A 20,177-nucleotide genomic window follows, 5' to 3' on the forward strand; every position below is an offset into this window, starting at 1 on the left:
TCGCCTACCCTGGAATTACCCTTAAGTAAGGGTAATTCCATCCATCGCCGATGCAAGTCGGCTGCGGCTTCCGGATCAAGGACGTCGGCGGACACCGATACGTCTACTTCTGGCACTACGAGGACCGAGCGGGTCGGTCGCGGCAGGTGTACGAATACGTCGGACCGTGTCGCGCGGCCTCGACAGCCGATCGTCTTCAGCAGGCGCTCGACCGCTACTACGCGTCGGCCGAGGAAGATCTCCGCCGCCAGCGGGTCCGCGCCCGCGCTTCGATCGCCCGCCTCGGGGCCTGACCAATTTCGCCGCACAGACCCCGGTTCGCGTCCATCCCCAGTGCGGTGCTCGAATGCACATCTTTAAGCCATCCGGCCCCTCTGGCCTCTCCATCCGACTCCTGGAAGGAATCGGATAGTAGGTAGTGAATGGACGAAGAGAGAGGCGGCAGACGAGGCGGCGGAGGCGGCGGCGGCGGCGGTTACGACCGAGGCCCGCGTACAATGTACGACGCGGTGTGCTCGGACTGCGGCCAAGCCACCCAGGTCCCGTTCAAACCGGACCCGGCCCGACCCGTCTACTGCCGAGATTGTTTCGCAAAGCGCCGGCCGCGACGGTTCTAGATCGAGAACGGCACAGCGTTCGAACCTTTTTCCGTTCGGGCTCCCAACCCGCCGTGCGGCTGGCGCGGAGCTCGTTTTTCCTTCTCCTGTCGAGCGAGGGCCATCTCGGGAAAGCAAAGCCGCGTTCGGGACGCCGCCGGACGAAGCCTCATTCGGATATCGGCCTTCGGCGGGATGGTCGAATGGGGCACCGGCTCCGGAAGTGGAAGGACGACGTGGACCGGCTCAAGACCGAGGTCCTCGCCCTCTACCTGGCTTCCAAGGATTCGCGCACGCCCTGGTACGCGAAGGTCTTGTTGGCGCTCGTCATCGGGTACGCGCTCAGCCCGATCGACCTGATTCCGGATTTCATCCCCGTGCTCGGCTACGTCGACGATTTGGTCATCGTGCCGGCCGGACTTTCGGCGGTGCGCCGGATGATCCCGCCGGACGTGCTGCGGGAATGTCGGGAACGGGCGAGCGCGGGCGGCGTCCTGACGACCCGCCAGAAGTGGATCGGGGCCGCCATCGTCGTGCTCGTGTGGACCGTCGTGCTCTATGCGTTCGTTCGGCTCCTCCTGCAATTCGTGTGACCGTGGTCCGGGAGGACGACCCGTCGAAGGGTCCGGGGCACGTGAACCCTTATCGCGCACGATGGCCTTGGAGCGCCGTGGACCGGATCGAGATTGCCCGGGGCCTCGAGGCGACCCGCGACTTCGCCCTCTTCGTGCGCGACGAGCGGACGCTGGTGATCTCGGACCTCCATCTGGGGTTCGAAGGCGCACTCGCGGAGCAAGGCGTCTCGATCCCCAGGTTTCAGAGGCGTGTCGTGCTCGAACGGCTCGGCAAGATGCTCGACCGCGGCAAGGCGGAGAAAGTCGTCATCGCGGGCGACTTCAAGCACGAGTTCTCGAAGAACCTCGTCGACGAGTGGGTCGAGGTGAAGCAGGTCCTTCGGTTCCTGAAGGACCGTGTCACGCCCGTCCTCGTCCGCGGGAACCACGACAACTACCTCGCGACGATCCTCGGAGACCTCGGGTTGACGTTGCACGAGCGCGCCGACATCGGCAACCTCACGATCGTCCACGGCCACGAGGACGTCTCGACGTTGCATCCGATCGTCATGGGGCACGAGCATCCGGCGGTCAAGCTGAAAGACGACCTAGGCGCCGTCGTCAGCGTGCCGGCGTTCCTCGTGTCGGACCGGCTGACCGTCCTGCCGGCGTTCAGCCCGCTCGCCCTCGGGGTCGATGTGTCCTCCTATCCGTACCTCTCCCCGATCCTGAACCGGACGCCGATTGACGACGCACGCGTGATCGGCGTGGACGAAAACGAGGGGCTCCTGGACTTCGGCCGCGTCGCGGGACTCAAGTCGATGCGCGCGGCTCTGCTGATGAAGTGACCACGCGTTTCAGTCGGGATGCCGGATCTCGAAGTATTCTCCGAGGACGAACAACAGGCCGACGAACCAAAACAGGACGGGGAAAAGGAGCGCACCGCTCGCGGTGCCCGACGGCGCGAGCGCCACGTATACCGGATAGAGCATCAGGATGATCGCGAGGAATCCGAAGAGCAGACCCAAGTGCCCGAAGAACGCGGCGTACTTCAAGGGAAACTCACGAGGGTTCATCGATCGACAGGGCAAAAAAGCCTGCGCTGCGAGGCGCTCGATATCGAGCCTTGATTGAATCCTCGGAGGGCCGCGACGCATTCGGCGCGGCCGGCTCCCGGGGTGAAGCACACCGCTCCGGCGATAAGACGTATGGAGGGAAGCCCGCGGACCCTCCGCCCGTCCCAGGATGAAGCGTCGAACGGTCTTCACGCCCCTAAGGTTTATGCTTCCGTCGCCACTCCACGTGCAAATGGTTGCGGACATCGACATCGCCCAGGCCGTGGCGATGCGTCGAATCGTCGATGTGGCATCCGGACTCGGACTGGGCCGGGACGACCTCGTCCTGAAGGGCGACCACATCGCGAAGGTCCGCCTCGCCGCCGTCGACCGCACCCGGAACGCTCGACAAGGGAAGCTCGTCCTCGTCACCGGCACGACCCCGACCCGCTACGGCGAAGGGAAGACCTTGACCACGGTCGGGCTGGGCCAGGCGCTCACGAAGCTCGGGTCGAAGGCGATCGTCGCCGTCCGGGAGCCGTCCCTGGGGCCCGTCTTCGGGACGAAAGGCGGCGCCACGGGCGGCGGCCGCTCCCAGGTCCTCCCGATGGAGGAGATCAACCTGCACTTCACGGGCGACATCCACGCGGTCGGCGCCGCGAACAACCTGATCGCCGCCGTCATGGACGCCCACGTCTTCCACGGGAACGAGGTCGACATCGATCCGACGCGCGTGCTGTTCCCGAGGTGCTTGGACATGAACGACCGTCAACTGCGGAACATCGTCACGGGCCTCGGCGGCCCGAAGCACGGCGTGCCGCGGGAGGACGGCTTCATCATCACGGCCGCGAGCGAGGTCATGGCGATCCTCTGCCTGACGGAAGGGATCCGGGACCTCAAGGAGCGCCTGGAACGGATCATCGTTGCGTTCGATCGCCATGAGCACCCCGTCCGCGTCGGCGACTTGAGCGTGCAGGGCGCCGCCTCGATCCTGCTGAAGGACGCGCTCATGCCGAACCTCGTGCAGACCCTCGAAGGCACGCCGGCGTTCGTCCACGGCGGCCCGTTCGCAAACATCGCCCACGGCCACAATAGCCTCCTCGCGGACCGACTCGCCCTCGGCCTCGGGGACGTCGTCGTCACGGAGGCGGGGTTCGGCTCCGACCTCGGCGGGGAGAAGTTCGTGGACCTCGTGTGCCGCGGGAGCGGCCTCGTCGCCGACGCGGCGGTCCTCGTCGTCAGCGTGCGCGCCCTGAAGCACCACGGCGGCGTCAAGAAGAAGGACCTCGCGGTCGAGGACCTGAAAGGCCTCCGGGCCGGCTTCCCGAACCTGGACGCCCACATGAAGATCCTCCAGACGCTCGGCATCGCCCCGGTCGTCGCGGTGAACCGCTTCGCGACCGACACGGATCGGGAGGTCGACGGGATCGTCGACCACTGCCAGGACGCCGGCGTCCGCGCGGCGGCGCACACGTGCCACCGGGACGGCGGGGCGGGCGGGGAAGACCTCGCGCGGCTCGTGCTCGACGCGGCCGGGGCCTCGCCGCACTCCGTGCGGTTCGTGTACAAGGACGACGACCCGCTCGAGGAGAAGGTCGCGAAGGTGGCCACGTCGATCTACGGCGCGGCCGGCGTGAAGTTCGATGCCGCCGCCCTCGGCGACCTCGAGCGCCTCCAGGCCGCAGGCCTCGACCGGCTCCCGGTCTGCATTGCCAAGACGCAGCTCTCCCTCTCCGACGACGAGCGCGCGCTCGGCGCCCCGAGAGGATGGACGCTCCAGGTCCGGGGCATCCGGCCATCCGCGGGCGCAGGATTCCTCGTCGTGCTGGCGGGCGACATCATGCGGATGCCCGGCTTGGGCGAGGAGCCGGCCGCGCTGGCCATGGACATCGACGCGAACGGACGCATCAAGGGCCTGTTCTAGCGAAGGCCTTTAGCCGACCGCCTCGTTCGTCGGGCCGTGCCCGAGCCCTCCTCGTGGGAGAGCCTGTACGCGAGCTCCGACGTCGCGACCCTCCCCTGGTACACGCCCGACCTCGACTCCGATTTCGAGGCCGCCCTCTCGCGGCGCCGCCTCGGAGGCAAGCGGATCCTCGACCTCGGGACGGGGCCCGCCACCCACGCCATCGCCCTCGCGTCCCGGGGCTACGACATCGTCGCGACAGACATCTCACCGAGCGCGATCAAACGCGCGAAGCGGGTCGCGAAGACATCCGGCGTGCGGATCGACTTCCGCGTGGACGACGTCCTGGAGTCGAAGCTCGAAACGAGCTCCGTCGACGCGATCGTGGACCGAGGGGTGTTCCACACGCTGGAGCCGGCGAAGCGTGCCGTCTACGTCCGCACGGTGCACCGCATCCTCCGCCCGCGAGGCTGGCTCTTCCTGAAATGTTTCTCGGACAAGCAGCCCGGCACATGGGGTCCCCACCGGATTTCGAGGCAGCAGCTTCGCGCCTCGTTCGAGGCGGCCTTCGAGATCCTCTCAATCACGAACACCGTGTTCGGGGGAACGTTGGATGAGAATCCGAAGGCGCTCTTCGCGACGATGCGCCGTCGGGGATCGGCGACCTCACGCGAGTGACGTCACCGGACGCCGGCGTCCGACGAGAACCGCGAAAGAAACCGCTCGACGAGATCGCGGTTCCCCACGTACGTGGGCACGGTCTGGTCGATCCCCGTCGGCGGGACGTCGAGGATCCGCTCAGCCCCCGTCGTCCCCGCGCCACCCGCGGCCTCCGCGATGAAGGCGATCGGGTTCGATTCGAAATGAAGGCGGTACTTGCCTTCGGGCTTGTCGACCTGGGCCGGGTAGGCGAAGAAGCCGCCGTAGTGGAGGATCTGATTGAAATCGCCGACGAAGCAACCGCCATAGCGAAGATTCACCAGCTCCCGTTCGAGTTCGCCGACGAACGACTTGACTTCGGGGATCCACTTCTCCCGGTGTCCGCCGATCCCGTACAGTTTCCCCTTCGCCGGCAGACGGACGCCTTCCTCGAGCAGGAAGAAGTCGTGCGGACGGCCGCCTCCTCCCTGGACGAACTCGTGCACGCCCGCGCCCGCCGCGTACACGAGCGTCGTGGCGGGCCCGTAAACCAGGTATCCCGCCGCGAACAACTCGGATCCCCTCGCCGGGAGCGTCGCGCCGTCAAAGATGCCGAAAATCGTGCCGAAGGTGTTGTTGCTCTTGACGTTCGAGGATCCGTCGAGCGGGTCGAGGGCGACCGAGAAACGCCCACGGCCCACCTCCTGCACCTGGCCCATCTCTTCGGAGGCGACCGCGGAGACCAGGTTCGACCGCCGCAGCTCCTCGACGAAAACGTCGTTCATCCAGACGTCGAGTTCGAGCTGCTGTTCCCCGTAGACGTTCCGAGTGGCCGCCGGATTCCGCCGGATGGGGAACTCCCGCCGGATCCGTGTCGCGAGCCCGGCTATCCGCCCGAGGAGGGCGGCGAAGTCGCGGTCCACCTGGGCCGCATGATCCGCGAGCGTGACGTCCGTCTCGCGTCCCTCCTCAGTACTTGACGTACCACCCGTCGAAATGGTCTTGGAGTTTCTCCTTGCCGCCGTAGAAGTCCCACCACGGACGCGCGTGGTCGTGCGCCATGTCCGCGAGGACCTTGAAGTTCTTCACGCCTTGCGTGCGGACGTAGGCCATCTGCTTCTCGATCGACGTCTCCTTGAACGCGTCCTTCCAGATCGCGCGGCCCGCGAGAAACCCGGAGGCGCCGCCCCGGCACGCGTGGTCGACGAGCGTCCGGAAGACGTCGAAGTCCGCCCCCGCGCTCAGGACGACCCACGGCGCCTTCGTCGCCTGACTGAGGCGCTCGCAGTTCTTCCGTAGATCCTCCGGGTCCTTCGTCACCTTCGGGTCCCCAGGGAACTCCGCCTTCAGCACGTCGAGCCCGAGAGGGCTGAGGACCTCCGCGGTGCGGATCACGATGTCCGCCTTGTGGTGGGCGAACTCCTCCTCGCTCTCCTCGACCGGGTACGACATCGGCTCGCACACGAACGCGAGGTCGAGTCGCCTGCATTCGTCGGCGACGGATCGCACGACCTTCACCTGGTGGTCAACGACGTCCCGCGGCGCGTCTGGGCTGAAGAACACGAGGAGCTTCGCCGCGCTCGCACCGAGCCGCCTCACCTTTTCGACGGCCCACCCATCGAGCAGCTTCGTCAGCCGCCAGTTCCCCTGCTTCTCGTACCCGGACGTCTCGAGGGCGACGAGGAGCCCCGTGCGACCGGGGAGGACGAACCGGTTGACGGCGGCGCCCACGCCGTACTCCGGGTCGAGGAGGTACCCGCTCGCGTGCGGGGCGAGCGCCTCCGTGACGCCGAGCTTGACAGCCTCCATCTCGGCGTATGTCGTGGCCTTCGGATTCTCCGGGTGGAGCATCTTCTGGAGGCTCCCCCGCTGGTCCATCGCGATCATCGTGAAGCGGCCCGTGTCGTCGGAGATCTGCTGGAGGCCGCGGAGTTTGCCCACCGAAATCCGGATTCTTTCACCCCGAGATGTCACCAAAGGACTCAGTCGTCTTGACCTTTGCGCAAGGGACGGCAGCTCACGAGGGCAGGACAATCCGCGAATCCGTCCCTGAGGTCGGCCTCCGGGGACTGGGGTCGAGCGGGGCGTAGATTTATCGGCCTGGTCGCGCATCGGAAACGGGGGGAGAGGATCGTCCACGTCTCCGCCGGCCTCATCGTGACAGCGTTGCTCATCGGCGCCGCGGCCGGGGGCGCGGCCGCTTCCGGCGATTCACCCCGCTTCCTGGAGTCTCCGCTAACCGAGATGTGGGGGCCTCCCGCCCCAGGGCCTGCGGGAGACATTCGGTCGCCGTCCCCGCGGACCGTCGTCCCCATCGGGACCGACCTTGCCGATCTCGTAATCGAGCCAAACCGACCCTACGCCTACACCGCCGATCGCTTGCGGGACGAAGTCGAGGTCGTTTCCCTTTCCACCATGTCGGTCGAGCGGTCCATTCCTGTCGGCAACGAGCCGGTCGCCCTCGCCCTGAACCCGTCGTCGACGATCCTGTATGTCGGCCATGCCGCGGAGCGAACGATCCGGGCCATCGATCTCGCTTCTTGGGCGCAGGTTGGGAACTTCAGCACTCCCTTCCTCACGTGGGATCTGGTGGCTCCGACGGATGGCCAGCTCATCGCCACGACCCACGATCCCGCCTACACCGGAGAATACCCGTACGTCGTGAACAGCACGGATGGGTCTGTCTTACAACGGCTCGATCCTGGCGAGCTTGTGTACATGGACTTCCTCGTCGCGGTGAACTCGACGGGAACCCTGGCCTTCCTGGTGACTTCCGCGCTGGCTCCCTTCGTCATGTTCTCCTTCGAACGGGATTCATCGGGAACCTGGACTTTCCAGGGGCGAGGTCCGGACTTCGGTCCCGGCGCCCCAGCGGCGAGCGACATCATCGTTTCCCCGGACGATGGGTGGGTCTACGCGACTTTAGCTAGCGGCATCGTAGAGGGGATCGCGGTCAACGGGCTCGGTTCGGGCCCGATTGGCCTTGGGTCGACCTCGCATACGGCCGATGCGTCTCCGACGGGCGAGTTCGTCGTATCCGCGGGGGACGCGACGGTGCGCATTTATGATGTGAGCCCAGCAACGGATCCGGGTGGATTCCACGGATTTCCGGTCGACCCCGTGGCGACCATCGCTCTTTCGGACCAGCCTTGGCATCTTCGGATCTCCCCTCGCGGGGAGTGGATCGTCGCGATCGTCGGTATCACGGCCGACGCATGGCAAGACCTCGAGATCATCGCCGCGCCGGCGCTGACCGATGTTCGTGGTATTGCCCCACAGCCCTTCACAAAGGACCTCGTCGTAGACGTCTCGGCCCGGGTCGTGGACTTCCGGAGTCTCGCGGACTTTTCCGTGGTCGTCCTACTCGATGGCATGGCAATCCCGGGTTCCTTCGATCCCGCGAGCGGGCTTGTGGTCGCGCGCGTCGGTCCTCTCGCGGAACTCGATCACGACGTCCAAGTCCGCGCGGTCCGCGGGACCGAAGTCACGGAAGCTCGGTGGACCTTCGTCGTTGACGCGACCCCGCCTGTCCTTCAAGTCGATCCGATCCCGAGCGTCGTCGAGTCCGACGCCCTCGTGATCTCGGGAACCGTGGTCGACCTCCATCTCGTCTGGGTGCGGGTCGGGTCGTCGTTCCTGACGGATGTGACGGATAGTCGCTTCAGCGTATCGGTCCGTCTGGATGTCGGCTCGAACTCGTTCGAGATCGAAGCCCTCGATGGCGCGGGAAACGTCGCACAGACGGTTGTGAGGACCGAATTCCGGCCGCCCGTCCGATGGTTCGTCCATCCGGACGGCCACTTCCAAATCCAGATCCCTTGGGGGTGGAGCGCGGAGGGCAACGTGACCCTCGGGAATACGACGTTTGATGTCCTCCTGTCGCAACCGTCTCGCCCGGAGTTAGTCAGCGTGTCCCGTCATGCGCTCGCGCCCAGCGGCGGAGACGACGCCCGCCAAATCCTTAACAACATGATTTCCGACGCCCGCCTCGAAGCACAGGTCGAAATCTTCGAGCCGGTCGCCGACACATCCGTCGATGGACATCCGGCCGCGCGAACGGTCATCGCCCTCACGAGGATTGGCTTACCACAGATCTTCGAGGTCGTGACGGTGGTCGTGGGCACGGAATGGGGGCTCTCCTGGATCCTGATTGGAGCGGCACCGGTCGGGGTGTTCCAAGATTCCCGGCCCGAGATCGAGTCCACGATGCTTACCTTTGACATCTTCGGGTCCGGTCCGCTCGAAATCGCGAACCTAGGACTCCGGATTCTCGCGGGAGGATCCGTCGCCGCAGTGCTTGGAGGAATCATCCTCGTCGCGTTCGTCCAAGATCGCCGCCGTCAGAGGCCTTTGCGACCCTAGGCCAAGTCTTTTTCCAACAGCATCGCCTTCACGACCCGAGATGCGGCTCCCCGCGATCGTCCTGAACTTCAAGACCTACCCGGAAATCCTCGGGAAGCGGGGCTGGGACCTCGCGAAACGCTTCGCCGCGGTTGCGGATGACACGGGCGCCTCGATCGTCCTCTGCCCGCCCGCGACGGACCTCGCCCACGTTGCGAAGCTCGTGCACATCCCGGTCTTCGGGCAGCACGTCGACGCCACGGAAGCGGGGCAGGCGACCGGGTGGATCCCACCGGAGGCGCTCCTTGAGGCGGGCGCCGCGGGGACGCTGATCAACCACAGCGAACGGAAGGTCGCCTGGGAAGAAATGGCGAAGAGCGTCCCTCGTTGCCAAAAGATCGGCCTCGAAGTCGTCGCGTGTGCGGACGACCTCGCGGAAGCAGAGACCCTCGCCAAGCTTTCTCCGGAATACATCGCGATCGAGCCGCCCGAGCTAATCGGAGGAGACGTCAGCGTGACGACCGCGAAACCGGAGGTCATCGCGACCGCCGTCGAGCGAATCCATGCCGTGAACCCTCGGGTCGTGGTCCTCTGTGGCGCGGGCGTTCGGAGCCGCAAGGACGTCGCGAAGGCGCTCGACCTAGGGACTTCGGGCGTCCTGCTGTCCTCCGGCATCGTCAAGGCGAAGGATCCGGAGAAAGCGCTCCGAGACCTCGTGAAAGGGCTTCGCTGATCCCGGATTTGCCGGCGGTTTTCGCAGACCCCTCCGTGGCCTTGAAATATCCGACTGCGCACTCCGGGTTGGGGGATCGAACTCGATGTCCACGCTCGCCGAGAACGCCGTCAAGAACTGCCTTCGGATCGGACCGGACGACAACGTCAGCATCTTCTGTTATCCGCACACGTTGCCGCTCGCGGAGGATCTCGCGATCGAATGCTTCAAGGTGGGCGCGGACGCCCTCCTGGACCTGTACACGGACCGTTACCACGTCGCGTACATGAAGCACCTGTCCGTCGAGCAACTGCGGAAACCGTCCGCGTTCTGTCGCGGCCTTTCCGAGCTCTCCACCGCCGTCTTCTGGGCCGGCTCCCTCTACGATCCGTCCAACTTCCGGAAGTTCACGCCCGAGAAGATGGCGGCGAACGACGAGGCCGAGACCGCCGCCCACCTGCCGATGCGCGAACGGAAGGTACGAAGCCTTTCGCTGGGCATCTCCCTCGTGACGCGTCCGCGGGCGAAGGTATATGGTTTCGACTTCGCGGCGTGGGAGCGGATGGTCCGCGCCGCCTCGTCCGTGCCATCGAAGACGCTCACGACGACGGGGCAGAAGCTCGCGGGCATCCTCGGGACCGCGGACACGCTCCACGTGACCTCCGAAGGGGGAACCGACCTGACGGTTTCCGTGCGCGGGCGGCAGTCCATGATCTACGACGGGGTCGTCGACGAGGATGACATCGCCGCGGGCGTGTTCGAGGCCTCGATCCCGTCCGGCAGCGTCACCGTCTTGCCGGACCCGGCGAGCGCCGACGGGACCGTCGTTTTCGATACGTCGCAGGCCTGGGCCGGTCGGTCCGTCCGAAAGCTGAGCTGGGAATTCCGGAAAGGACGGCTCACGGCGTTCGAAGGGGATCCCGGCGCGGCGGCCCTGAAGAAACAGTACGACCTCGCGTCCGGCGACAAGGACCGCATCGCGGCCGTCTCGATCGGGACGAACCCGAAAGCCCAAGTCGGCTTCCTCCAGAACTCGATCGTCCGTGGAGCCGTGTCGATCGGACTCGGCGGCAACGAATTCCTCGGAGGACCGAACAAGTCGTCGTTCGGGTTCGAGAGCACGATCCGGGCCGCGACGCTCGAGGCCGACGGGAAGGAAATCGTCCGCGACGGCAAGTTGCTCTTCGCGTGACGGCCCGATAGCTGTAGCGTGCGTGCACGCCATCCGCTTATCGACCCCGGCGGCGTCCGTCGGCCGTGCGTACGCCCGGACGATGGCTCGCAGCCCCCCTCGCGGCCTTCGTGCTCCTGGCGTCGCCCCTCTGGACGGAGCGTGCGGCGACCCTCCCCCCGTTTTCTCCGCTATCGCCCGTCCCCTTTTCTTTCGGTTCGGGGGCTGCCGTGGTCCTTGCGCGAGTCTACGCGAACGCGGCCCGCGATGACGAGTTCGTCGAGATCGCGAGCCGGTCACCGGAGTTCCTTGACCTCGCGGGCTGGTCCCTCACGGATGGCGAGGCGACTGCGGTGTTCCCTCCCGATTCGGTATTGCCTCCGGGCGGCCGTCTCCTGATTGCGCGGAACGCGACGAGCTACGCGGAGGATGCACTCGCGACCGCGGACTTCGCGTTCGAGGGGGGCGCCGCTCGTCGGATGGAGGGCGGCATCCCACGGCTCGCCGATGACGGAGACGAGGTCCGCCTCGTGGACGCGTCCGAGCGAGTCGTCGACGCGTACGTGTGGGGCGATTCCTCGGATGCCGGCACGGGATGGCTGGGGCGTCCGGCGGAGGCGATGGGCCGCGGCGAGATCGCGGTGCGCTCCCAGACCGACCTCAGCGCATGGGTCGATTCCGATGGCGCGGGCGATTGGGAAGGGCTCCGACGGCACCGACTCGGTCAGTCGAGTTTCGCACCTTCGGAATTCCAAGTCTCGGGACGGCTCACGGCGGTCCTCTCGCCCGACGCTGGAGACGGCCCGCTGCGTTCGTTCGTCGAATCGACACAAGGGACGCTCGACATCGCGGTCTACACCTTCACGAGCGCCCGAATCGCATCGAGCATCGCGGACGTGGCGGGCCGGGGTGTCCGGGTCCGGGTGCTCCTCGACGGGGCGCCGGTCGGAGGCGTGGAACCGGAAGAGGACCGTGTGGTCCGCGGGCTCCTCGACGCCGGGGCGGACGTTCGGTTCCTAGCGGGCGGTGGAGACGTCGTGAAGCGGTACCGCTACCTCCATGCGAAGTACGCGATCGTCGACGGACAGGCCGCTTGGATTGGTTCGGAGAACTTCGGGGACGCGGGCTTTCCACCGGAGGACGAAGTCGGGAATCGAGGATGGTCGATCGTCGTCGCAGACCCGGTGGTGTCGGCCGCCCTGACGAAGGTATTCGAGATCGACTTCGATCCATCTCGACGGGATTCGATCGCGGCGATCCCCGAAGACGCGGAACCGCTCCCGCCTTTGCCGCGAAGCCCGCCGTGGGGCTCATCCGTCGAATCGACGAGCCGCCGCGCGAGGCTCCTCGTCGCTCCCGACACCTCGCTCGACCCGGATGGCCTCCTGGAGATCCTCGCCTCCGCATCGGATCACATCTGGATCGAAGCGTTCTACCTCGACGAGCTTTGGCGGGACCGTCCGAATCCCTTCCTCGAGGCCGCCTTCGACGGGGCCCGCCGCGGGGTCTCGGTGCGTCTCCTGCTCGACGGGAGCTGGTCCTCGGTCGGCGACGATTCCAGGGGCAACGACGCGGTCGTGGACCGACTCAACCGCCGAGCGAGGAACGAGAGCCTCGATTTCACCGCGCGACTGCTCGAGCCCCACGGACGGATCGAGCGACTGCACAACAAGGGCGTGGTCGTCGACGGCCGGACGGTCCTTGTCTCGAGCATGAACTGGGCGCTCGGGTCCGCGACCGAGAACCGGGAGATCGGGATCATCCTGGACGACCCGGACGTGGCGGGGTTCTTCGAAGCCGCATTCGCCGCGGACTGGGACGGCCGGCCGGCCTCCGGGTTCGACGCGTGGCGACTCGACGACCCGCTTCTTCTCCTGGGCGTGTACGCGTTCGTCGGCGTCGCGTCCGCGGTTTCACTGCGAAAATTGAGAGTCGGGGCCAAAGGGATAAAGCCCCGCCCGAGGGTGCGACGGCGTGGCGCCTACGGAGCTCATCTCCGCGGCCGATCTCGAGAAGTTCGGCTACTGCCCGCTGAGCTGGTGGCTCAGCCGCGGCCTCGCCCCGGAGGACGGCGCGGAGCTCGTCGAGGGCGAGAAAAGGCACGAGGCCGCGTCCGCCGACCTGAAGGGGATTGAGACCCACGAGGCCCGCGCGCGCGAGGCGGAGACGGGCGTCATGTACTTCGCGATCGCCGCTTCGATCGTCGCAATCGTCGGCGTGGGGTTCCTCACGTCCACGATTCTCGAGATCGCGCAGACCCTCGCCGCGATCGCCTTGATCTGGCTCCTCGCGGCGGTGTACTTCCTGTACCGCGCGGAGACGCTGGCGACGCCGGAGGACAAGCTGCTTTCCGAGCGGGTCATCCTCGGATTCGCGATGGCCGCGGCCGTGATCGCGACGGCGGCCGTCTCGCTGCCGGGGATCGAGAACCAGGCGCTCGCACAAGGCTTCGAGGCGCTCGCGCTCCTGTGGCTCATCGGCGCCTCGTTCTTCCTGTACCGCTCGATCGGCGCCCTCGGCGTCGCGCGTGCGACCCGTGAGAGGTACCACGTGAAGGGCGACCTCGTGTACATCGACTCGGCGGCGGAGAAGCCGAAGCTCTTCATCTCGAAACGGCACGGCCTCTCGGGCCGGCCCGACGCGGTCGTCATGGACGGGGACCACCACATCCCGGTCGAGATCAAGACGGGACGCGTGCCTCGCGGGCCCCTCTTCTCGCACATCCTCCAGGTCGTCGCGTACTGCTTCCTCCTCGAGGAGGAGTACGGCAACCCGCCCCCGTACGGCGTCATCCGGTACGGCGAGACGAACTACGAGATCGAGTACAACGAGGACCAGAAGAAGCTCCTCTTGCAGAAGCTCGCGGACATGCGCACGTCGATCGCGAAGGGCGAAGCGCACCGCAATCACAGCCGTCCCGGGAAGTGCGTCCACTGCTCCCGGCGAGGCGTGTGCCCGGAGCGGCTCGCCTAAGGCTCCTTCTTCTCGTCGCCGAGCTGCGCTCCGAGTCGTTCCGCGATCCGCTCAATCTGCTGCCGGAGCTCCCCGACCTCCCGCCGCATGTGGAGCATCTCCTGCTCGAACGGGGTGAAGCCCTTCGTCGAGAGGATCCGATGGGATACGAACATCCCGACGAAGACCGCGCCGACGATCGACAGGACGGAGATCACCATGAGCGCGAAGACGAACGTGAGGAAGGAGCCGATCACGTCCCCGGGGGTGATGAACCCCGTGATCACGGCGACCTCGACTGCGATCAGGACCCCGATGACGAGCAGCCAGAGGAGGGCCCAGCGGGAAATCCTCACGGCAAGGTCCCCTTTCGCGGGAGCACCCATCGGAAGTCGTCCGGCGGCGTGCGACGGATCACGGTCGTCAGGTTGTCGCTCTCGTACGGGAAGGTGAACACCATGACGGTCCGGTTGTCGGCGTCCTTCTCCGTCCCCACGGTGACGTTGTACTCGAAGTAGTTCCCCTGTTGGTCGACGAGGTACGCATCGATCGAGAACGTCGCGTCCGCGGGGACCCAGGTGTGCTCCTCGTACGTGTCGAGCCGGAGGATCGTCTGGTTCGCGCTCGGCTCGGATCCGTTAATCGACAGGCGGATCTCCTGGTACCGGTACGCCTGCACCGCGGCTCCGACATTGACGATGAACGTCGTGTCGTTCCGGGACATCCCGACGATGAGGAGAGGCAGCGTGGCGAGCTCCGTCGGCCGGCCGAGCAGGCCCGGGGTGATGAGGATGAGCAGCACGAGCCCGATGACCGTGATGACCATGAGGCTCCGAATCCACGCGTCCCTCTCCATGTCCGCGCGGAAGGAGGCGGCCGATAATAAACGTTCGGCGCCCGCCGATTCAGGCGCTATCGGGGCCGAAATGGAGGAGGGACGCGACGCCAAACACGCACGCGCTCACGACCGCCACGAGGAAGTTCGTCGCGTTGCCCTCGACCGAACCGAACGCGAGGTACCCGATCGCCGGTATCACGAGCGAAGCGGCGCTGAACAAGCCACTCGAGAGCCAGAGGAATTTTCGTACCCGCGCCGGGAAGGTGAGGTACGGCTCCTCCGCCTCCTCGACCGGGAACGCCAGGAGCTTCCTCGACCGCTCGACGATCGATTGCACGTGGACGAAGAACGAGAGGCCCGTCCGGTGCGCGGCGTCGGGGGCCGCCGGAGACTCCAGGATCGTCGCCACGCGCCCCGGCGACATCGGGACGACGGGATGTACGTGCCGAGGCGGTTATCGCGGCTGAAACTCACGCCTCGCTCGGGCCGACCTTCGCCTGGGAGAGGAGCCAGAAGGTGCCGCCGGAGACGACCGACGCGACGAAATTCGAAGACACGGGCTCGGGGTCCCGGTCCACAGAAACCCGACGAACGCGATCGCGAGACATGCGGCGCTAAACATCCCGGCGAACGCCCACACGAACGTGCGGATTCGGATGGGCAGGTCCCGGACGTACCTTTGCAAGGACTGCGGAACCGCGACGGAGGCCATGGAGGGTGGGCGGTGGACCGTCCCTTCCGCGCGGCCGTCGCGCCGATTTGAAACCAGAATCATCCTTGATCCGATTGGCGAGCCCGCGGCGGTCGATGGCCCGCCGAGCGCGAAAAGAAAATGGGTGGCTTTTGCGGCCACCCAGTTGGGGGGGAGGTAATCGTGACGAATCCCGACCGGACCCGCAACGCCTCCGGCGGTATCCCGTCCCTTCGCTCGCTATTTTTCCATGTACTCCCGCTTGAACGCCTCGGCCTCGGCCAAGGTTCGCTCCGCGTCCTGCATCTTCTTGAGCTTCTCGGTGACCATCTCGACTCGGCCGTACACGAAATCGCGGATTGCCGCGCGCACGGCCTCCGAGCGGCTCGGGAAGTCGTCGACTTGCACGAGGAAGTCGAGTGCCCTCAGGTAGCGCGCGGGCAGGCGCAGCGTGATCTTTTCCGTGTCCGCATCCCGCATCTTGTTCGCCCCACCGCGTATGCCAAACCGACCCCGTTTGACAGACGAGTGTCGGGCGGAACGCCTCCTCGATATATAACGCTTGCTGGACCGTTTCACGGGAAGCGACCCCGGTTCGTATGGAGTTCACGCCCACGGCACTCGTCGATCAGGCGGAAGGCCCAACGGTTCATCGCCAGGAAACGGGCACCTTGTCCGTCCGGAACCGCTGGTCCACGACCGTGTCCCCAACCTTCATGCGGACGCCGCCCCGATGCATCTCCAATCCGGTCCACGCGATCATCGCACCGTTGTCGATGCACAGGTCGCCGGGGGGGACGAACATCTTCGCCCCGCGGTCGGAGGCCATCTGGCCCACCATCTCCTGCAGCCGCCGGTTGCGGGCGACGCCGCCACCGAGGAGGACTTCTTCCTTGCCGACGTGGGCCATCGCGCGCTCCGTGACCTCCGTGAGCATCGCGAAGGCGACCTCCTGGATCGAGAACGCCAGGTCCGCGACGGACGCGCCCTGCTTGCGGAGAGCCAGGGCGGCGGTCAGCATCCCGCTGAACGCGACGTCCATGCCCTTGACGCTGTACGGGAGCGCGAGGAGCTTCGATCCCTCGCGGGCGAGCTTCTCAAGGATCGGACCCCCGGGAAACGCGAGCCCGCACTCGCGCGCGAACTTGTCGAGCAGATTTCCCACGCCGATGTCGAGCGTCTCCCCGAAGACCCGATAGCGGCCGCGGGCGAACGCGATGACCTGCGTGTTGCCTCCGCTCACGTAGAGGAGGACGGGATCCTTCGCGTCCGTGACGCCCCGGCCAATCTCGAGGTGGGCGACGCAATGGTTGACCCCGAGGATCGGCACGCCGAGGGACAGCGCGAGGGCCCGTGCGGCGGTCGCGACGGTGCGCAGGCACGGTCCGAGGCCGGGACCCTGCGAGAACGCGACGAGATCGAGGTCGTGCAGATCGATCCCGGCGACATCGACCGCCTTCGCGATGAGCGGGACGACGAGCTCCGCATGGTGGTTCGCCGCCTCCCGCGGATGGATGCCGCCCTGGTGGGGCCGGATCATGTCGTAGACGTTGGCGAGGATGCGGCAGTGCTCATCCACGATCCCAACGCCCACCGTGTGGGCGGTCCCTTCGATCCCGAGCGCCCGCATCTCTCTTGGAGATTCGCCGTCGTTGCAAAAGCGTTTGGGCCTCCGGCGAGACCTAATAGCGCACGTCGCGTTGCGACGGTCGATGGCCGCTGCGGACCGCGGGCGCCTGCTGTACGCGTACCGCCCGATCCCCGCGAACCCGATGACGGTGGCGGTGCTGTTGCTCGGCGTGCTCGTGACCTTCGTCTTCGGACCGATCGCCGCCGGCCCGGAAGGCCTGTGGCCTCTCGGCGGTCTCTGCTTCGTGCCCCTCGCGGTCGTCCTCGCGGCGATGGCCGCCTTCAAACCAAGCCCGACGTATTTGTTCGAGAGCGGGATCGAAACCTCTCTCCCGCTATGCCGGCGACTCGTCGGCGAACGCCGCTACCATCCGTGGTCCGAGATCCACGACATCTATCCGCGCAGCTACGAAGTGGCCGGGTCGTTCCTCTCTCCATTCGCCTCGTCCGCCGGCACGCTGGTCCACACGGGGATCGGACTCGAGACGAACGATGGCCGGCGACTCCTCGTACGCTTCACCCCGGGATCCATTCGCGCCTTCCGCGCGGAGTCGCGAGGCTATGCGGAGGCGATGGCGGCCATCCGCGATCGCTTCGCGCGTCGCGGCGAGCGCATGGTCACGACCGCTCGGGCGCTCACGGACGCCGAAGTCCTCGGGATGCAGGCGCGTGCCCGCGAGCCGCTCGTCTCGATCGTCGGCGTCTTCTTCGCGTTCTTCCTCCCGCCCGCCATCGTGGCGGCGGTCCTGTTGATCGCGAGCGCCGTCCGAATCGCGCTGACGCCGGTGGTCGTCGCGGCCGCAATCGCGGTCGCCCTTATTCCGCCCGCGGCGTCGATGGTCCGGACCCTTCGACAGAGCGAGCGGCGGAACGAAATCCTCTCGGAGCTGGCGAAACATCAGGAGCACCTTCGGGAGGAGGCGGAGGCCATGGGCTCGAATCGGACGGCCCCGGAAGTTAACCCCGAACCGGGTTAACGCGGCTCGATCACGGACCCGGTGGTGGCCCTGCCTCGGCGGCTCCGGGATCCTCCGACGTCACGAGCCGCACACGGTGGGCATCGCGAACGTCGTACACACGGCCCCGCCACCGGACCGTCTCGGGATGCCGGGTCCGCGCGAGTCCCCATGCCATGACCCAGGGGACTGCCAAGGTGGCGACGGCCGACCGCCATCCGGGGACGCTCCATGCGGCGGCGATTTCCGGAGCGGCGGAGAACAGCGCGCGACGGCGCAAAGACGCCTTCACAATCGCGGACGGCAACGGTGTGAGGAACAGAACCGCAGGCGCCAGGTAGAGCGGCCCCCAGAGCCCTGCCATCGCCAACGACAGCGCTCCGAAGACAATCGATCCCACGAAGACCGTAAAGGCGGCGACGGCGTAGCGGCGGACGACCGGCAGGTACAGCGTCGCCATCGTCATCTGCCGCTCGCACCACTCGAGGCACGTGGCGCGCGTCGCGCCCTCGATCGTCGCAACGAGGGCCGTGGGGACGTAGGCGATCTGGAGCCCCGCCCCTCGCACCGCCTGCGTCAGGACGAGGTCGTCGCTCAGGACGCCCCGCCACCGCTCCCCGAGCCGCAACGTCGCCAGGCGATCCCGCCGGACGGCGCACGAGCCGCCCCAGGCGAACGACCGCTGCGGGTCGAACAGGACGTTCGCGCTGACGCCGTTCCATTCCGCGCGGACGAGCGACCAGAACGTCGGGCGGGGAGGGACGTACCAGCGGAAGCCCGTGGCCACGCCGACTGTCGAGTCCGCGAGCGGCTGCACAAGCTGCCGCAACCAATCCCTCCCCGGCCGGATGTCCGAGTCCGCGAATACGACGACCGCGTCGTCACGCGACAGATGGACGAGCGCCGACCGGAGGGCGTTCACCTTGCCCCGCAGCGGGTCCGGCTCCGACATGACGAAGTCGACTCGGACCCGGGGGAATTCCGACGCGAGGTCGCGAGCCCGGGTCGCCGCCGGGTCCTCCGAATCGTCCGCCACGATGAGGAGGCGGTACGTCGGGTACGCCTGCGAGAGGATCGCTCGAACGTTCCCGTCGAATCCCTCATCGATGCCACGGACCGGGAGGATCACGACGCACGCCGGAAGGAACGCGCCGAGGGCGGTTCGCGTCGCGCGGCGCACCCGGTCCTGGAAGCGGACGCCTTGCGCGATCGATGCCGCGCTCGCGAGGACGGCCAAGGCTGCGAGGACGGTGAGTACGACCCAGACCGGATCCAACGATACGCCGGCGTAGGAACCTATCTGGGTCCGTTAAAGCTTGACCGCTGCGCCCACGGCCAGCGGGGGGCTGGGCGACCGCGCGGCTGCGGTGGCCGCGGTCTGGCGAGGGCGCACTACGTAGCCAGGAAGATGCCGTACGATGTGCACCGCCCGGCTCACGAGCCCACGAGGACATCATCGCCTTCGAGGCGCACTTCGAACGTCCGAAGCCGCGCGGCCGGATTGATCGTGTTGGCGCCCGTGCGGACGTCGTACTCCCATCCGTGCAACGGGCACGTTACGACGGACCCGTCGAGCTCCCCTTCGCCGACGGGACCGCCTCGGTGCAAGCAGACGTTGGATAGGGCGTAGAACCGACCGTCGACGTTGAACAGTGCAACGGGATGGCCCTGCACGACGACGACGCGTCCCTTCCCCGGCGGAAGGTCCGAGGCCTTCGCGACCCGAACGAACGTGGCCATCGGGACCACGAGCCGCGGCGCCATCATGAAGATTGCGAACATTTATGGAAGCGGGGCTGCATGGACGGACGGGTCTCTCCATGACGCGAGAGGAGCACGCGAAGTTCCTGGCCCAGTGCAAAGAGTTCGTGCTCGGCATGAACCGACTCGAGCAGACGGTCATGAAGCTCGACCTCCGTCTGACGAAAGACGAGCAGCGCGCGGCCTTCAAGGATATTTTCGACTGGCTCGGCGCGACGACGGAGGTCCCGGCGAACTCGTACACCCGAGAATGGGCCCGAGAACTGCTCGCGGCGATCGGGGCGCTCGCCCAGTACGATAAGTACGAAGGCTCGCCCGACTCGTACATCGTGTGACGCCACGGTCCCGTGGATCGAGTCGGACGGCCGTGCGGTCCGAC

General features: G+C 66.8%; 23 protein-coding genes and 1 pseudogene. 13 read left to right on the plus strand and 11 right to left on the minus strand.

Annotated features, from left to right (window positions below; translation table 11 throughout):
- Positions 1 to 50 precede the first annotated feature (50 nt).
- The 4 genes and pseudogenes from VF992_01350 (at position 51) to VF992_01365 (ending at position 1,998) form a co-directional block, all read left to right on the plus strand.
- Positions 51 to 293, plus strand: coding sequence for a hypothetical protein (locus VF992_01350; protein ID HEX9339805.1), 243 nt, complete (start codon positions 51 to 53; stop codon positions 291 to 293).
- A gap of 204 nt (positions 294 to 497) precedes the next feature.
- Positions 498 to 617, plus strand: a complete 120-nt coding sequence (locus VF992_01355) for a CxxC-x17-CxxC domain-containing protein (GenBank protein HEX9339806.1) — start codon at positions 498 to 500, stop codon at positions 615 to 617.
- Positions 618 to 844: 227 nt separating this feature from the next.
- Positions 845 to 1,081 (plus strand): annotated as a pseudogene (locus tag VF992_01360) (YkvA family protein).
- Positions 1,082 to 1,266: 185 nt separating this feature from the next.
- Positions 1,267 to 1,998, plus strand: coding sequence for a metallophosphoesterase (locus tag VF992_01365; GenBank protein ID HEX9339807.1), 732 nt, complete (start codon positions 1,267 to 1,269; stop codon positions 1,996 to 1,998).
- Positions 1,999 to 2,007: 9 nt separating this feature from the next.
- Here VF992_01365 and VF992_01370 read toward each other — a convergent pair whose 3' ends face one another.
- Complete coding sequence (locus VF992_01370) at positions 2,008 to 2,226, minus strand: hypothetical protein (GenBank protein ID HEX9339808.1); 219 nt, start codon at positions 2,224 to 2,226, stop codon at positions 2,008 to 2,010.
- A gap of 232 nt (positions 2,227 to 2,458) precedes the next feature.
- On the opposite strand from VF992_01370, the gene VF992_01375 reads away from it, so the two are divergent.
- On the plus strand, positions 2,459 to 4,129 hold the full coding sequence (locus tag VF992_01375) for a formate--tetrahydrofolate ligase (protein HEX9339809.1): 1,671 nt from the start codon (positions 2,459 to 2,461) through the stop codon (positions 4,127 to 4,129).
- Positions 4,130 to 4,165: 36 nt separating this feature from the next.
- A complete protein-coding gene (locus tag VF992_01380; protein ID HEX9339810.1) occupies positions 4,166 to 4,786 on the plus strand; it encodes a class I SAM-dependent methyltransferase in 621 nt (206 codons plus the stop codon).
- A gap of 2 nt (positions 4,787 to 4,788) precedes the next feature.
- Here the strand turns inward: VF992_01380 and VF992_01385 are convergent, their stop codons facing one another.
- Together VF992_01385 and VF992_01390 are read right to left on the minus strand one after the other, a co-directional pair.
- A complete protein-coding gene (locus tag VF992_01385) occupies positions 4,789 to 5,670 on the minus strand; it encodes a class 1 fructose-bisphosphatase (protein HEX9339811.1) in 882 nt (293 codons plus the stop codon).
- A 46-nt stretch (positions 5,671 to 5,716) separates the two neighbouring features.
- On the minus strand, positions 5,717 to 6,688 hold the full coding sequence (locus tag VF992_01390) for a tagatose 1,6-diphosphate aldolase (GenBank protein ID HEX9339812.1): 972 nt from the start codon (positions 6,686 to 6,688) through the stop codon (positions 5,717 to 5,719).
- 474 nt (positions 6,689 to 7,162) lie between these two features.
- Between VF992_01390 and VF992_01395 the strand changes: the two genes are divergently transcribed.
- The 5 genes from VF992_01395 to cas4 all read left to right on the plus strand — a co-directional run bounded on the left by VF992_01395 (position 7,163) and on the right by cas4 (position 13,944).
- Positions 7,163 to 9,109, plus strand: a complete 1,947-nt coding sequence (locus VF992_01395) for a hypothetical protein (protein ID HEX9339813.1) — start codon at positions 7,163 to 7,165, stop codon at positions 9,107 to 9,109.
- A gap of 40 nt (positions 9,110 to 9,149) precedes the next feature.
- Complete coding sequence (gene tpiA, locus VF992_01400) at positions 9,150 to 9,821, plus strand: triose-phosphate isomerase (GenBank protein HEX9339814.1); 672 nt, start codon at positions 9,150 to 9,152, stop codon at positions 9,819 to 9,821.
- An 85-nt stretch (positions 9,822 to 9,906) separates the two neighbouring features.
- Complete coding sequence (locus VF992_01405; GenBank protein ID HEX9339815.1) at positions 9,907 to 10,992, plus strand: aminopeptidase; 1,086 nt, start codon at positions 9,907 to 9,909, stop codon at positions 10,990 to 10,992.
- A 209-nt stretch (positions 10,993 to 11,201) separates the two neighbouring features.
- Positions 11,202 to 13,106 (plus strand): phospholipase D-like domain-containing protein, encoded by a 1,905-nt coding sequence (locus VF992_01410; GenBank protein HEX9339816.1) that lies wholly within the window; start codon positions 11,202 to 11,204, stop codon positions 13,104 to 13,106.
- 241 nt (positions 13,107 to 13,347) lie between these two features.
- Complete coding sequence (gene cas4, locus VF992_01415) at positions 13,348 to 13,944, plus strand: CRISPR-associated protein Cas4 (protein ID HEX9339817.1); 597 nt, start codon at positions 13,348 to 13,350, stop codon at positions 13,942 to 13,944.
- Here the strand turns inward: cas4 and VF992_01420 are convergent.
- The 6 genes from VF992_01420 to VF992_01445 form a co-directional block, all read right to left on the minus strand.
- Positions 13,941 to 14,279: a hypothetical protein gene (locus tag VF992_01420; protein HEX9339818.1), complete on the minus strand. Its 339-nt coding sequence runs from the start codon at positions 14,277 to 14,279 to the stop codon at positions 13,941 to 13,943. The two genes, cas4 and VF992_01420, sit on opposite strands and share 4 nt — an antisense overlap.
- Entirely contained in the window at positions 14,276 to 14,779 is a 504-nt protein-coding gene (locus VF992_01425; GenBank protein HEX9339819.1) for a hypothetical protein, read from the minus strand. The genes VF992_01420 and VF992_01425 overlap by 4 nt, the downstream gene beginning before the upstream one ends.
- A 49-nt stretch (positions 14,780 to 14,828) precedes the next feature.
- Positions 14,829 to 15,170 carry a hypothetical protein gene (locus VF992_01430; GenBank protein ID HEX9339820.1) on the minus strand — a complete coding sequence of 114 codons (342 nt, stop codon included), beginning with the start codon at positions 15,168 to 15,170 and terminating at the stop codon, positions 14,829 to 14,831.
- Between the two features lie 61 nt (positions 15,171 to 15,231).
- Complete coding sequence (locus VF992_01435; GenBank protein HEX9339821.1) at positions 15,232 to 15,369, minus strand: hypothetical protein; 138 nt, start codon at positions 15,367 to 15,369, stop codon at positions 15,232 to 15,234.
- 323 nt (positions 15,370 to 15,692) lie between these two features.
- The gene (locus VF992_01440) at positions 15,693 to 15,932 is read right to left on the minus strand and encodes a ribbon-helix-helix domain-containing protein (protein HEX9339822.1); all 240 of its coding nucleotides are present in this window, start codon (positions 15,930 to 15,932) and stop codon (positions 15,693 to 15,695) included.
- 169 nt (positions 15,933 to 16,101) lie between these two features.
- Entirely contained in the window at positions 16,102 to 17,082 is a 981-nt protein-coding gene (locus VF992_01445; GenBank protein HEX9339823.1) for a bifunctional N(6)-L-threonylcarbamoyladenine synthase/serine/threonine protein kinase, read from the minus strand.
- 82 nt (positions 17,083 to 17,164) lie between these two features.
- Between VF992_01445 and VF992_01450 the strand changes: the two genes are divergently transcribed.
- Positions 17,165 to 18,058, plus strand: a complete 894-nt coding sequence (locus tag VF992_01450; GenBank protein ID HEX9339824.1) for a hypothetical protein — start codon at positions 17,165 to 17,167, stop codon at positions 18,056 to 18,058.
- Positions 18,059 to 18,068: 10 nt separating this feature from the next.
- Here VF992_01450 and VF992_01455 read toward each other — a convergent pair whose 3' ends face one another.
- Positions 18,069 to 19,313, minus strand: coding sequence for a glycosyltransferase family 2 protein (locus VF992_01455; protein ID HEX9339825.1), 1,245 nt, complete (start codon positions 19,311 to 19,313; stop codon positions 18,069 to 18,071).
- Positions 19,314 to 19,471: 158 nt separating this feature from the next.
- Positions 19,472 to 19,777, minus strand: a complete 306-nt coding sequence (locus VF992_01460; protein ID HEX9339826.1) for a non-heme iron oxygenase ferredoxin subunit — start codon at positions 19,775 to 19,777, stop codon at positions 19,472 to 19,474.
- A gap of 80 nt (positions 19,778 to 19,857) precedes the next feature.
- Between VF992_01460 and VF992_01465 the strand changes: the two genes are divergently transcribed.
- Positions 19,858 to 20,133 (plus strand): hypothetical protein, encoded by a 276-nt coding sequence (locus VF992_01465; GenBank protein ID HEX9339827.1) that lies wholly within the window; start codon positions 19,858 to 19,860, stop codon positions 20,131 to 20,133.
- Positions 20,134 to 20,177 lie beyond the last annotated feature (44 nt).

The organism is Thermoplasmata archaeon, assembly GCA_036395115.1.
Classification (GTDB): domain Archaea; phylum Thermoplasmatota; class Thermoplasmata; order RBG-16-68-12; family RBG-16-68-12; genus RBG-16-68-12.

What these genes read in the sequence shown, in the direction of transcription:
- VF992_01350 (HEX9339805.1), top strand. Translation starts at nt 51, where the DNA reads ATGCAAGTCGGCTGCGGCTTCCGGATCAAGGACGTCGGCGGACACCGA.
- VF992_01355 (HEX9339806.1), top strand. Translation starts at nt 498, where the DNA reads ATGTACGACGCGGTGTGCTCGGACTGCGGCCAAGCCACCCAGGTCCCG.
- VF992_01370 (HEX9339808.1), bottom strand. Translation starts at nt 2,226, where the DNA reads ATGAACCCTCGTGAGTTTCCCTTGAAGTACGCCGCGTTCTTCGGGCAC.
- VF992_01375 (HEX9339809.1), top strand. Translation starts at nt 2,459, where the DNA reads ATGGTTGCGGACATCGACATCGCCCAGGCCGTGGCGATGCGTCGAATC.
- VF992_01395 (HEX9339813.1), top strand. Translation starts at nt 7,163, where the DNA reads ATGTCGGTCGAGCGGTCCATTCCTGTCGGCAACGAGCCGGTCGCCCTC.
- tpiA (HEX9339814.1), top strand. Translation starts at nt 9,150, where the DNA reads ATGCGGCTCCCCGCGATCGTCCTGAACTTCAAGACCTACCCGGAAATC.
- VF992_01405 (HEX9339815.1), top strand. Translation starts at nt 9,907, where the DNA reads ATGTCCACGCTCGCCGAGAACGCCGTCAAGAACTGCCTTCGGATCGGA.
- cas4 (HEX9339817.1), top strand. Translation starts at nt 13,348, where the DNA reads ATGGCCGCGGCCGTGATCGCGACGGCGGCCGTCTCGCTGCCGGGGATC.
- VF992_01425 (HEX9339819.1), bottom strand. Translation starts at nt 14,779, where the DNA reads ATGGAGAGGGACGCGTGGATTCGGAGCCTCATGGTCATCACGGTCATC.
- VF992_01435 (HEX9339821.1), bottom strand. Translation starts at nt 15,369, where the DNA reads ATGTCTCGCGATCGCGTTCGTCGGGTTTCTGTGGACCGGGACCCCGAG.
- VF992_01440 (HEX9339822.1), bottom strand. Translation starts at nt 15,932, where the DNA reads ATGCGGGATGCGGACACGGAAAAGATCACGCTGCGCCTGCCCGCGCGC.
- VF992_01445 (HEX9339823.1), bottom strand. Translation starts at nt 17,082, where the DNA reads ATGCGGGCGCTCGGGATCGAAGGGACCGCCCACACGGTGGGCGTTGGG.
- VF992_01450 (HEX9339824.1), top strand. Translation starts at nt 17,165, where the DNA reads ATGGCCGCTGCGGACCGCGGGCGCCTGCTGTACGCGTACCGCCCGATC.
- VF992_01460 (HEX9339826.1), bottom strand. Translation starts at nt 19,777, where the DNA reads ATGGCCACGTTCGTTCGGGTCGCGAAGGCCTCGGACCTTCCGCCGGGG.
- VF992_01465 (HEX9339827.1), top strand. Translation starts at nt 19,858, where the DNA reads ATGACGCGAGAGGAGCACGCGAAGTTCCTGGCCCAGTGCAAAGAGTTC.